This window comes from Corallococcus sp. BB11-1 (assembly GCF_026626625.1).
Lineage (GTDB): Bacteria > Myxococcota > Myxococcia > Myxococcales > Myxococcaceae > Corallococcus > Corallococcus soli.
Map to the genome: position 1 here is coordinate 15,341 of NZ_JAPNJY010000043.1, position 13,273 is coordinate 28,613.

A 13,273-nucleotide genomic window follows, 5' to 3' on the forward strand; every position below is an offset into this window, starting at 1 on the left:
GGAAGCCACGCGGCGCGGCTTCGCGGAGTCCCGCCGCCCGTTCAACCTGGAGCAGGGCCCGGTGATTCGCGCCCTGCTGATGAAGCTGGGCGCGGAGGACCACATCCTCGTGGTGCACCTGCACCACATCGTGTCCGACGGCTGGTCGCTGGGCGTGCTGGTACGGGAGATGACGGCGCTCTACGAGGCGTTCCGTCACGGCCAGGCCCCTGCCCTGCCGGAGCTGCCGGTGCAGTATGCAGACTACGCGGTGTGGCAGCGCAACTGGCTCCAGGGTGACGTGCTGAAGGCACAGCTCGGCTGGTGGAAGCAGCAGCTGGCGGGTGCATCCCACGTGCTGGACCTGCCCATCGACAAGCCCCGTCCGGCCGTCGTCTCGCAGCGCGGCGCCGGGGTGTCCGTGCGGCTGCCGCAGGCCCTCTCCGAACAGGTGGAGGCCCTGGCGCAGCGTGAAGGCGCCACGCCCTTCATGGTGCTGCTGGCGGCCTTCCAGTCCGTGCTGCACCGCCACTCCGGTCAGGACGACGTGCTGGTGGGCTCGCCCATCGCGAACCGTGGCCATGCGGAGACGGAGGGCCTCATCGGCTTCTTCGTCAACACGTTGGTGCTGCGCGGCAGCTTCGGGACGCGGCCTTCGTTCCGGCAGCTCCTCGCGCAGGTGCGCGCCACGACGCTGGGCGCGTATGAGCACCAGGACCTCCCGTTTGAACGGCTGGTGGAGGAGCTCCAGACGACGCGCGACCTGTCGCGCACGCCGCTCTTCCAGGTGATGTTCGCGCTCCAGAACGCCCCAGTCCCGGAGCTGGCGCTGCCCGGCTTGTCCGTGACGGGGGCGCACTTCGGCGGCAGGAACCTGTCCCTGTTCGAGCTGATCCTGACCCTGAATCGGAGCGCGGACGGCTTCGTGGGCCAGCTCGACTACGCGACGGACCTGTTCGAGGTCGCCACCGCGGAGCGGATCGCCACGCACCTGCGGGTGCTGCTGGAGTCCGTGGTCGCGCGGCCCGACGCCCCGCTGGCCGACCTGTCCCTCGACACCCCCGAGGCGCAGGCGCGGCTCGTGAAGCTGGGACACGGCGACGTCGTGGACTTCGACGTGGAGTCCACGCTGCACGGCCTCATCGAACAGCAGGCGCTCCGCACGCCGGACGCGGACGCAGTGGTGTTCGAGGAGACGACGCTGTCCTTCCGTCAGTTCGACGCCCGGGCCAATCAGCTCGCCCGGCACCTGCGCTCGCTGGGCGTGGGTCCGGAAGTCACCGTGGGCCTGTGCCTGGAGCGCTCCGCGGACGCCCTCGTCGCGTTCCTCGCGGTGCTCAAGGCGGGCGGCGCGTTCGTGCCGTTCGACCCGTCGGCCCCCGCCGCGCGCAAGGACTTCCTCCTGCGCGACTGCGGCGCCTCCGTGCTGCTCACCACCCGGGCCCTTGCCGAAGCGTGGCAGCCCGACGTCGCCCACGTGGTGAAGCTGGATGTCGAGCAGACCTGGCTGGCGGCGCTCTCCGAGGAGCCCCTGCCTCCCTCGGCGGGCCCGGACAACCTGGCGTACGTCATCTACACGTCCGGCTCCACGGGCACGCCCAAGGGCGTGATGGTGCAGCACCGCTCCGTCGTCCACCTGCATCGCACGCTGACCCGCAACGTCTACGCACAGCAGGGTCCGCTGCGCGTCAGCTTGAACTCGCCGCTGTACTTCGACGCCGTCATCGAGGCGTTCATCAAGCTGCTCGATGGTCACTGCCTCTGCGTCATCCCCGAGGACACGCGGCGCGATCCGGAGCGGATGCTCACGTGGATGGAGGCACGGCGCATCGACGTGCAGCTCAGCACCCCGTCGCAGCTCAAGCTCCTGCTGGAAGCAGGGCTGCTGGAGCGCGCCTGGGTGCCGTCCCAGTTCCTGGTGGGCGGCGAGTCCATGGACGAAGCCCTCTGGCGCCTCCTGGCGGGGACGACCCGCACGCGGGCCATCAACGCCTACGGCCCCACCGAGGGCACCGTGGCCGTGACGACGTTCAACATCCAGGGCACCGCCCTGCCCCGGCCGGTCATCGGCCGGCCGCTGGACAACCTGCGCGCCTACGTGCTCGACGAGCACCAGCGCCTGGTGTCCTTCGGTCTGCCGGGGGAGCTGTGCTTCTCCGGCGCGGGCATCACGCGCGGCTACCTGGGACGCCCGGACCTCACCGCGGAGCGCTTCGTTCCGGATCCGTTCAGCACGGAGCCCGGAGCCCGCCTGTACCGCACGGGTGACAAGGCCCGGTGGCGCGAGGACGGGACGTTGGACTTCATGGGCCGCCTGGACTTCCAGGTGAAGCTGCGCGGCTACCGCATCGAGCTGGGCGAAGTCGAAGCCACCCTGCGCAGCCACCCGGGCATCCGGGACGCGGTTGCGCTGGTGCGTGAGGACGTGCCGGGTGATGCGCGGCTCGTCGCCTACGTGGCGCCGGAGGTGGACACCTCTTCCCTGCGCGAACACCTGCGCAAGCACCTGCCCGAGTACATGATCCCGGCCGCCATCATGGCCCTGCCCGCCCTGCCGCTGACGCCCAACGACAAGGTGGACCGCAAGGCCCTGCCCGCGCCGGAAGCCTCGCAGGTCGCCGCGAGCACCTACGTGGCGCCGGAGACGCCGACGGAAGTCGCCCTGGCCGCGCTCTGGAGTGAAGTGCTGCGCGTCCCCACCGTGGGACGGCACGACAACTTCTTCGAGCTGGGCGGCCACTCACTGCTGGCCACCCAGTTGGTCACCCGCGTGCGTGCCCACTTCAGGGTGGAGCTGCCCCTGCGCGCGTTCTTCGAACGGCCCACCGTGGCCGAACTGGCCGCGCTGATCGACTCGTTCCAGGGCCCGGACGGCACGGAAGCGTCCCTGCCTCCGCTGGTCCGGGCGGAGCGTCCGGAGGTGATTCCCCTCTCGTTCGCCCAGCAGCGGCTGTGGTTCATCGAGCAGCTCGGCACGGTGGGCACCGCCTACAGCATCCCGGTCGGGCTGAAGATCGAAGGCACGCTGGACATGACCGTGCTCCAGCGCGCGTTCGATGAGCTGGTGCGCCGTCACGAAGCGCTGCGCACCACCTTCCGCCCGCACGAAGGGACACCGTCGCAGGTCATCCACCCGCCCTTCCCGATGCCCATGCGCTTCGTGGACCTCTCGTCCATCGAAGCGCCCGAGGCGCGTCAGGCGGAGGCCCTGCGGGTCGCTGGCGACGAGGCCCGCATCCCGTTCAGCCTGGAACAGGGACCGCTGGTCCGGGTGCTCGTGTTGAAGTTGGGCCCCGCGGAGCACGGGCTGGTGCTGACCCAGCACCACATCATCTCCGACGGTTGGTCCACGGGCGTCCTGGTGCGGGAGATCGGCGCGCTCTACACGGCCTTCTCCCAGGGCCTGCCGTCGCCCCTGGTGGAGCTGGCGGTGCAGTACGCCGACCACTCGCTCTGGCAGCGCGGCTGGCTCCAGGGAGAGGTGCTGGAGCGGCAGCTTGGTTTCTGGCGCGATCAGCTCGATGGCGCGGCGCCGTACCTGGACCTGCCCACGGACCACCCGCGTCCGGCGCAGCAGTCCTTCCAGGGCGCCGACCAGCTCGTGTCCCTGCCGCTCGCGCTGAGCGAAGCGTTGGAGACGCTGGCGAAGCAGGCGTCCGCGACGCCGTACATGCTGCTGCTGGCGGCCTTCAAGCTGCTGCTGCACCGGTACTCGGGCCAGGAGGACGTGCTCATCGGTTCGCCCATCGCGGGCCGGCGTCACGCGGAGTCCGAAGCCCTCATCGGCTACTTCGCCAACACCGTCGTCATCCGCACGCAGGTGGAGCCCTCGCTCACCTTCCGCGAGCTGCTGACAAGGGTGCGCGCCACCACGCTGGGCGCCTACGAACACCAGGACCTCCCGTTCGAGAAGCTGGTGGAGGACCTGAAGCCCGAGCGCGACCTGAGCCGCGCGCCGTTCTTCCAGGTGACGTTCACCCTGCAGAACGCGCCGATGCCGGAGCTGGTGCTCCCGGAGCTGACGCTCCGGCCAATGATGGGCAGCGAGCTGCGCTTCAGCCTCTTCGATCTCCAGTTGTTGATGCGCCGTGGCCCCGACGGCTTCGGCGGAACGCTGCTCTACAACACCGCGTTGTTCTCGCCCGAGACGATGGCCCGCATGGCCCATCGCTTCCAGGTCCTGCTGGACGTCGCCGTGGCTTCGCCCGATGTCCCCCTGGCGCGGCTCCCGCTGCTCATGCCGGAGGAGCGCCGCCAGGTCCTCGTCGAGTGGAATCGCACGTCCCGTGAGTACCCGCGAGACGCCTCCGTGGCGGGGCTCTTCTCCGCCCAGGCCGCGCGCACGCCGGATGCGGTCGCGCTGAAGTCCGGTGAGAAGACGCTGAGCTACGCGGCCCTGGAGCGCGCCTCGAACCAACTGGCGCACCACCTGCGCCGCTCGGGCGTGAGGCCCGGGGACCGGGTGGGCCTGTGCCTGGAGCGCTCGTTCGAGCTCATCGTCGGCATGCTGGGCATCCTCAAGGCCGGTGCGGCGTACGTGCCGGTGGAGGCGAAGTACCCGGCGGACCGCATCGCGTGGATGCTCCAGGAGGCGGGCGTCAGCGTGCTGGTGACGCAGGAGTCGCTGGCGGATGAGCTGCCGGCGGTGACGGACCTCCAGGTGCTCCTGGACGCGGACGCGGCAGTGCTCGCGAAGCAGCCGGAGACGCCGCTGGAACTGGAGGTGCCGGCCGAAGCGCTGGCGTACGTGATGTTCACGTCGGGAAGCACGGGGCGCCCGAAGGGCGTCAGCGTGCCCCAGCGCGGCATCGTGCGGCTGGTGCGAGGCAACGACTTCATCCACTTCGGACCGGAGGAGGTCTTCCTGCAACTGGCGCCAGTCGCGTTCGACGCGTCCACGCTGGAAGTGTGGGGAGCGCTGCTCAACGGCGCGAAGCTGGTGCTGGCCCCGGCGAAGGCGCTGTCCTTCGAGGAGACGGGGGCGCTGCTCATCACCGAGGGCATCACCACCCTGTGGCTGACGGCCGCGCTCTTCGAGCAGATGGTCATCCACCAGGGTGAAGCGCTGGCGGGCGTGCGGCAGGTGCTGGCGGGCGGCGACGTGCTTCCCGTGGAGCGCGTGCGTGAGCACCTGGCGCGGATGCCTTCGCGTGCCGTGCTCGTCAACGGCTACGGCCCCACGGAGAACACCACGTTCTCCGCCACGTATGCACTGGGCGCTGGTGACAGCGTGGGCCTCTCCGTGCCCATCGGTCGGCCGCTGGCGCAGTCCACCGTGTGGGTGCTGGATGCGGCCCTCCAGCCCGTGCCGGTGGGCGTGCCGGGTGCGCTGTACGTCGGAGGCGATGGCCTGGCGTGGGGCTACCTGAAGCGTCCGGACCTGACCGCGGAGCGCTTCATCCCCCACCCCTTCGCCACCGAGCCGGGAGCGCGGCTGTACAGCACGGGCGACCGCGTGCGCTGGCAGGGGGACGGCACGTTGGAGTTCCTGGGCCGCACGGACTTCCAGGTGAAGATCCGCGGCTTCCGCATCGAGACCGGCGAGGTCGAAGCGGTGCTGCGCCAGTCCTCACAGGTGCGCGAGGCGGTGGTCCTGGTGCGCGAGGACGTGCCCGGAGACAAGCGCCTCGTCGCGTACATCGTGGCCGCTGCTGACGCGGGCGATGTGGAGCAGCTCAAGGCCTTCGCCCAGAAGCTGCTGCCTGACTACATGGTGCCGTCCGCGTTCGTCGCGCTGCCGGCCCTGCCGCTGTCGGCCAACGGCAAGGTGGACCGCAAGGCCCTGCCCGCACCGGAGGCGCCGCGCGTCTCCACTGCGAAGGGAGCCGCGCCCCGGAACGCGATGGAGACGGCGCTCGCCGCCATCTGGGCGGAGGTGCTGCACCTGGAAGCCATCAGCATCCACGATGACTTCTTCGAACTGGGCGGCCACTCGCTGCTGGCCACGCAGGTGGTCTCACGCATCCGCTCCACCCTGGGCGTGGAGCTACCGCTGGGAGACCTCTTCGGTGCGCCCACGGTGGCCACCCTGGCCGAGAAGCTGGGCAGCGCCCGTCGCACGCAGGCCCCGCCGCTGGTGCGCACCGAACGCACCACCGCGCCGCCGCTGTCGTTCGCGCAGCAGCGGCTGTGGTTCATCGACCAGTTGGAGCCGGGCACCAGCCTGTACAACATGCCGCTGCCGCTGCGGCTGAGCGGCGCGCTGGACGAAGGCGCGTTGCGCAAGAGCCTGGATGCGCTGATGGCGCGGCATGAAGCGCTGCGCACCACGTTCCGCGTGGAGGCAGGCCAGCCCGTGCAGCACATCCACTCGGAGGCCAGCGTGCCCTTCGAGTCCGTGGACCTCACGGCCATCGCGGACGACACGGAGCGCCAGGCCGAGGCGAAGCGGCGAGGCATCGCGGAGTCCCGCCGCCCGTTCAACCTGGAGCAGGGCCCGGTGATTCGCGCCCTGCTGCTGAAGCTGGACGCGGAGGACCACATCCTCGTGGTGCACGTGCACCACATCGTGTCCGACGGCTGGTCGCTGGGTGTGATGGTGCGCGAAGTCACCGCCTTCTATGAGGCGTTCCGCCAGGGGCAGACGCCCGCCCTGCCGGAGCTGCCGGTGCAGTACGCGGACTACGCGGTGTGGCAGCGCAACTGGCTCCAGGGCGACGTGCTGAAGTCACAGCTCGGCTGGTGGAAGCAGCAGCTGGCGGGTGCATCCCACGTGCTGGAGCTGCCCATCGACAAGCCCCGTCCGGCCGTCGTCTCGCAGCGCGGCGCCGCGGTGTCCGTGCAACTGCCGCAGGCCCTCTCCGAACAGGTGGAAGCGCTGGCGCAGCGTGAAGGCGCCACGCCCTTCATGGTGCTGCTGGCGGCCTTCCAGTCCGTGCTGCACCGCCACTCCGGTCAGGACGACGTGCTGGTGGGCTCGCCCATCGCGAACCGTGGCCATGCGGAGACGGAGGGCCTCATTGGCTTCTTCGTCAACACGCTGGTGCTGCGCGGCAGCTTCGGTGCACGGCCCACCTTCCGGCAGCTCCTCGCGCAGGTGCGCGCCACGACGCTGGGCGCGTATGAGCACCAGGACCTGCCGTTCGAACGACTGGTGGAGGAGCTCCAGACGACGCGCGACCTGTCGCGCACGCCGCTCTTCCAGGCGCTGTTCGCGCTCCAGAACGCGCCGCTGTCCGCGGCGACCCTGCCCGGCCTCGCCTTGCGGCCCGCCGAGTTCGGCAGCCGGACGACCACCCTGTTCGAGCTGAGCCTGGACCTGCGCCGCTCCGAGGACGGCTTCGCGGGCCGGCTCGAATACGCGACGGACCTGTTCGAGCCCGCCACCGCGGAGCGGATCGCCACGCACCTGCGGGTGCTGCTGGAGTCCGTGGTCGCGCGGCCCGACGCCCCGCTGGCCGACCTGGCCCTCGACACCCTTGAGGCGCAGACGCGGCTCGTGAAGCTGGGACACGGCGACGTCGTGGACTTCGACCTGGGGTCCACGGTGCACGGCCTCTTCGAGGCGCAGGTGGCCCGCACGCCGGACGCGGACGCCGTGGTGTTCGAGGAGACGACGCTGTCCTTCCGTCAGCTCGATGCCCGGGCCAATCAGCTCGCCCGGCACCTGCGCTCATTGGGCGTGGGTCCGGAGGTCACCGTGGGCCTGTGCCTGGAGCGCTCCGCGGACGCCCTCGTCGCGTTCCTCGCGGTGCTCAAGGCGGGCGGCGCGTTCGTGCCGTTCGACCCGGCGGCCCCCGCCGCGCGCAAGGCCTACGTCCTGGAGGACAGCCGCGCGTCCGTGCTGATCACCACGCAGGCCCTGACCGAAGCGTGGCGGCCCGACGCCGCCCACGTGGTGAAGCTGGACGCCGAAGCGGCGCACCTGGCGACGCTCTCCGAGGAGCCCCTGCCTCCCTCGGCGGGCCCGGACAACTTGGCGTACGTCATCTACACGTCCGGCTCCACGGGCATGCCCAAGGGCGTGATGGTGCAGCACCGCTCCGTCGCCCACCTGCACCACACGCTGGCGCGCAACGTCTACACGGCGTCGCGCCGGCTGCGCGTCAGCTTGAGCGTGCCGCTGTACTTCGACGCCGTCATCGAGCCGTTCACCAAGCTGCTCGACGGTCACTGCCTCTGCGTCATCCCGGAGGAGACGCGCCTGGAGCCGGCGCGGATGCTCTCGTGGCTGGAGCAGCACCGCGTCGACGTGCTGGTGGGGACTCCCGCGCAGCTCAAGATCCTGCTCGACGCGGGGATGATGGAGCGGACCTGGGTGCCGTCGCAGCTCATGCTGGGCGGCGAAGCCCTGGACGAGGTGACGTGGCAGCTGCTCGCCACGACGGACCGCACGCGCGCCTTCAACGGCTACGGCCCCACCGAGACCACCGTCTCCGTCACGACGTTCGACATCCAGGGCACCGCCCTGCCCCGGCCCGTCATCGGCCGGCCGCTGGACAACCTGCGCGCCTACGTGCTCGACGAGCACCAGCGCCTGGTGCCCTTCGGTCTACCGGGGGAGCTGTGCATCTCCGGCGAGGGCGTCACGCGCGGCTACCTGGGCCGCCCGGCCCTCACCGCGGAGCGCTTCGTTCCGGATCCGTTCAGCACGGAGCTCGGTGCACGCCTGTACCGCACGGGTGACAAGGCCCGGTGGCGCGAGGACGGGACGCTGGACCTCCTGGGCCGCCTGGACTTCCAGGTGAAGCTGCGCGGCTACCGCATCGAGCTGGGCGAAGTCGAAGCCACCCTGCGCTCGTACCCGGGCATCCGGGATGCGGTGGCGCTCGTCCGCGAGGACGTGCCCGGGGATGCGCGGCTCGTCACCTGGGTCGTGCCGGAGGTGGACACCGCGCCCCTGCGCGAACACCTGCGCAAGCACCTGCCCGAGTACATGGTCCCGGTCGCCTTCATGGCCCTGCCCGCACTGCCGCTGACGCCCAACGGCAAGGTGGACCGCAAGGCCCTGCCCGCGCCGGAGGCCTCGCGGCAGTCCCCGCGCATCACGGACGCGCCCGGGACGCCCACCGAGGTGGCCCTGGCCGCGCTGTGGAGTGAAGTGTTGCGCGTCCCCACCGTGGGCCGTCACGACAACTTCTTCGAGCTGGGCGGCCACTCGCTGCTGGCCACGCAGGTGGTGGCCCGGGTGCGAGCCCGCTTCGGTGTGGAGCTGCCGGTCCGGGCCCTGTTCGAGTCGCCCACCGTGGCGACCCTGGCCCTGAGGCTGCCGGACGCCCCGACCGCCACCGTGCTGCCCCCGCTCGTCCCGGCCGCGACGCCTGGACCGCATCCGCTGTCCTTCGCGCAGCAGCGGTTGTGGTTCATCGATCAACTGGACCCGGGCAGCCCGCTCTACAACATGCCCACCGCGCTGCGCCTGTCGGGCACCGTGGACGTGCCGCGCCTCCAGCAGACCTTCGACGCCCTGGTCCAGCGGCATGAATCGCTGCGCACCACGTTCGAGACCCACGACGGCGAGCCCCTCCAGCGCATCCACCCCGCTCCGGCGCAGAGCCTGTTCGTGGTGGACCTCACCTCGCTGCCCCACGACGCGCGCGAGGCCGAAGTGCTCCGGCTCGCGAGCGAGGACGCCCTGCGTCCCTTCGACCTGGCCTCGGGACCGCTGGTGCGGATCACGTTGGTGAAGGTCGACGTGAACGAGCACGTGCTGCTCCTGTGCCTCCACCACGCCATCAGCGATGGTTGGTCCATCGGCGTGCTGGTACGTGAGGTCATCGCCCTCTACGAGGCCTTCCGTCAGGGGCTGCCGTCCCCGCTGCCTCCGCTGCCGGTGCAGTACGCGGACTACGCGGTGTGGCAGCGCGACTGGCTCCAGGGCGACGCGCTGGAGACGCAGTTGGGGTGGTGGAAGCGGCAGCTCGCCGGCGCGCCGCAAGCGCTGGCCCTGCCCACCGACAAGCCCCGTCCCCCGCGCCGCTCCTCGCGGGGCGCCATGCTCCCGGTGCGCATCCCCCCGGCCTTGAGCGAGGCGGTGGAGGCCCTGGCGCAGAAGGAAGGCGCCACGCCCTTCATGGTGCTGCTGTCGGCCTTCCAGACGCTGCTGTACCGCTACTCCGGTCAGGACGACCTGCTGGTGGGCACGTCCATCGCGGGCCGGCGTCACGCGGAGACGGAGGGCCTCATCGGCTTCTTCGTCAACACGCTGGTGCTGCGCGCCCGCTTCGACGACCGGCCCTCATTCCGTCAGGTGCTGGCGCAGGTGCGCGCCAACACGCTGGGCGCGTACGAGCACCAGGACATCCCGTTCGAGCGGCTGGTGGAAGCGCTCCAGCCCGCGCGCGACCTGTCGCGCACGCCGCTCATCCAGGCCCTCTTCGTGCTCCAGAACACGCCGGAGTCCGGAGCGCGCCTGCCGGAGCTCACGCTGCGCCCGGTGGGGGTGGAGGCGAACTCGACGAAGTTCGACCTGGACCTGAGCATGGGTCGCACGGACCGGGGCTTCGAGGGTGCCCTCTTCTACAGCACGGACCTCTTCGAGGCGGCCACCGCCCGGAGGCTGACGGAGCACCTGGTCCAGTTGCTGGAAGGCGCCGTCGCGCAGCCGGACGCCGCCGTGGAGACGCTGACCCTGCTGTCGGCGGACGAGCGCCAGTGGGTGCTGGAGGAGTGGAGCGGCGAGACGGCCGACTTCCCCGCCGACCTGCCCTTCCACACGCGCTTCGAGCAGCAGGTGACGCGCACGCCCAAGGCCCCGGCCCTGGTGATGGGGGACTCGACGGTGTCCTTCCACCAGCTCAACGTGCGCGCCAACCAGCTGGCCCACTACCTGCGCACGTTGGGGGTGGGCCCCGAGGTGCCGGTGGCGTTCAGCCTGGAGCGCTCGCCGGAGGCCATCGTCACGCTGCTGGCCATCCTCAAGGCGGGCGGGGCCTACGTGCCGCTGGATCCGTCGGCCCCCGCCGCGCGCAAGGACTTCATCCTGGAGAACAGCGGGGCCACCGTGCTCCTCACCACCCAGGCCCTGGCCGGAGCGTGGCAGCCGGCGGTGCGTCACCTGGTGCGGCTCGACACGGAGGCACGGCGCATCGACGCGCTGTCCCCGGGCAACCCGCGCGTGGACGTGCGGCCCGAACACGTGGCTTACGTGCTCTACACGTCCGGCTCCACCGGCATGCCCAAGGGCGTGATGGTGCAGCACCGCTCCATCGTCCACCTGCACCGCGCCATGGCCGACGTGCCCCTGTCCGCGGTGCCGCGCGTCCTGCGGGCGAGCCTCAACGCGCCGCTCAACTTCGACATCTCCGTGGGCCAGTTGTCGCTGCTGCTGGATGGCCACGGCCTGTGCCTCATCCAGGAGGACGTGCGCCAGGAGCCGGAGCGGATGCTGGCGTGGATGGAGCAGCACCGCATCGACGTGCTGGACTGCACGCCCTCGCAGCTCAAGTCCCTGCTGGAGGCGGGCCTGCTGGAGCGCGCCCACGTGCCGGAGACGCTCCTCATCTGCGGTGAGGCGGTGGATGAAGCCACGTGGCGCACCCTGGCCGCGACGAAGCGCACGCGCGCCTTCAACCTGTACGGCCCCACCGAGGGCACGGTGTACGCCACGTGGTGGTGCATCCAGGACGCGACGCAGCCGGTGCCCGTCATCGGTCGGCCGCTCGTCAACATGGGCGTGTTCGTGCTCGACGCGAACCTGAACCCGGTGTCCGTGGGCGTGCCCGGGGAGCTGTTCATCTCCGGCGAGGGGCTCGCGCGCGGCTACCGCGCCCGCGCGGACCTCACCGCGGAGCGCTTCATCCCCCACCCGTTCAGCACGGAGCCCGGCGCGCGCCTGTACCGCACGGGCGACCGGGTCCGCTGGCGGCAGGACGGCACGCTGGACTTCATGGGCCGCCTGGACTTCCAGGTGAAGCTGCGCGGCTACCGCATCGAGCTGGGTGAGATCGAAGCCGCCCTGCGCACGCACCCGGGCCTCCGGGACGCGGTGGCGCTGGTGCGCGAGGACGTGCCCGGCCTGCCTCGCCTCGTGGCCTACGTGGCCCCCGCCGTGGACACCGCGCCCTTGCGTGGCCACCTGCTGCGCACCCTGCCGGACTACATGGTGCCGTCCGCGTTCGTCTCGCTGCCGGCCCTGCCGCTGAACTCCAACGGCAAGGTGGACCGCAAGGCGCTGCCCGTCCCCAACGCGGACGTCACGGCGTCGGGCCCGCTGGTGGGCCCGCGCGACGCGACCGAGGCCCTGCTCGCGCGGCTCTGGGCGCAGACCCTGGGGCTGTCCGCCGTGGACGTGCGCACCAGCCTCTTCGAGCTGGGCGGCCACTCGCTCCTCGCGGTGCGCCTGATCGCGGCGGTGAACCGCGAGACGGGTCGCCGGCTCCCGCTGTCGGCGCTCTTCCAGGCCCCCAGCGTGGAGCAGTTCGCGCGGCTGATGAACGAGGCGGAGGACACGCGGCCCTTCTCGTCGCTGGTGCCCTTCGCGAAGCAAGGCGCGGGCACCGCCCCGCCCTTCTTCTGCGTCCACCCGGTGGGCGGCAACGTGCTGGCCTACGCGGAGCTGGCGCGTCAACTGGGCCCGGATCAGCCCTTCTACGGCCTCCAGTCCCGCGGCCTGGACGGCACGAGTGACCCGTCGGGCACCGTGGAGGAGATGGCCACCCACTACGTGCGGGAGCTGCGCCTGGTGCAGCCCGCCGGGCCCTACCACCTGGGCGGCTGGTCGCTGGGCGGCGTCATCGCCTACGAGATGGCGCACCAGCTCCGTGCGGCGGGCGAGGAGGTGGCGCTGCTCGCGCTCATCGACTCGTACGTCCCGGAGACGGTGGCGGCCTCCGAGCCGCCCCTGGATCGCACCCTGGCCGTGGGCCTGTTCGCCCAGGACCTGATGGGCGTGTCCCTGGCCGACCTGGCGCTGGACACGGCGGAGCTGGCGACCCTGGAGCCCGAAGCGGCGCTCACCCGGGTGCTGGAGTCCGCGGTCCAAGCCGGAGCGCTCCCGCCCGGCGTGGACAGCGCGAACCCGGTCGCCCTCTTCCGCGTCTTCGAGGCCAACCTCGAAGCCGCCCGGCGCTACCACCCGCCCGCGATGGAGCAGCGGGTGCTGCGCGTCCAGGCGGAGGAGCTCGCGGACACGGGGCCGGGCGACGGCGGCTGGTCCGCGCTCGTGGGTGAGCGGTTGGAGTCGCACCGCCTGCCTGGCAACCACTACACGCTGTTGCGCGAGCCCACCGTGCGGACCGTGGCGGACCTGCTGAAGAAGGCCCTCCGCGATCCGGACGAGCGCTGACGGAGGTGGGTGCGCCGTAGGACTCCAGGAGCAACGAGCCCGCTCCCTCGGCAGGGGGAGCGGGCGTCG

At 71.4% G+C, this 13,273-nt stretch carries 1 protein-coding gene (only partly in view); it reads left to right on the forward strand.

Features of this window, described 5'->3' with window-relative positions; translation table 11 throughout:
• Positions 1 to 13,204: part of a non-ribosomal peptide synthetase coding region (locus OV207_RS36325; RefSeq protein ID WP_267559677.1), annotated on the forward strand (this coding region is incomplete at its 5' end). 15,340 nt of the annotated region lie to the left of the window's left edge; the window shows 13,204 of its 28,544 annotated nt.
• Positions 13,205 to 13,273 lie beyond the last annotated feature (69 nt).